1 pseudogene is annotated in these 600 nt (G+C 35.8%); it reads right to left on the reverse strand.

Annotated features, from left to right (window positions below):
- A pseudogene (locus CO726_RS31225) lies at positions 1-323 on the reverse strand (IS21 family transposase); the annotation flags it as partial.
- Between the last annotated feature and the right edge of the window lie 277 nt (positions 324-600).

Below are 600 nucleotides of genomic sequence, written 5' to 3' on the forward strand. Positions count from 1 at the left end.
TCTCTTATTGTGCTCTGTGGTAGGGGCTGTAAGAGATTCTTTTCTTGTTTTAAGGAGAACATTGGAACTTTATTTGTCCCTTGATGAAAGCTTTGATTAATTCTCGTACAAAGTTTTTGTACAAATTAATGTAGCTCTTCAAAACTTAATTTTCCCTGGTAAGCGTGGATCTCATCTAAAAATTTCATAGGTGCCTCTACTTTTTCTTTCGTTTTGGGTCTCCCTGCAATACAAGGTTGCACTTTGAAACCGAAATCCTGTGCAAATTGGGCAAACTTATTATTAACAATACCTTTAAAATATTCAGTTCGTGCCTCATCCATCCATAGCCATCAACTTAAGAAAATGAATAAAATAACGAAATTAAAACACCCTTTCATGCAATACTGCATGAAAGGGTGTTTTAATTTATGGCTATAAACAATGACACACCAGTTGAGGAGCTACGCATGTTAGGAGAAGAATTCCAAAACAAATTTTCTATTCATCACCTACAGGAACTTGCGTATCAAACAGGTATGATTCAACGAAAGCGAAAATTTCAGGCACAGGATCTTGATTTTTGGGACAAACAATCAGTTCTGAGTCCCTAGTTAGTCT

The organism is Bacillus fungorum, from assembly GCF_002746455.1.
Taxonomy (GTDB): Bacteria; Bacillota; Bacilli; order Bacillales; family Bacillaceae_G; genus Bacillus_A; species Bacillus_A fungorum.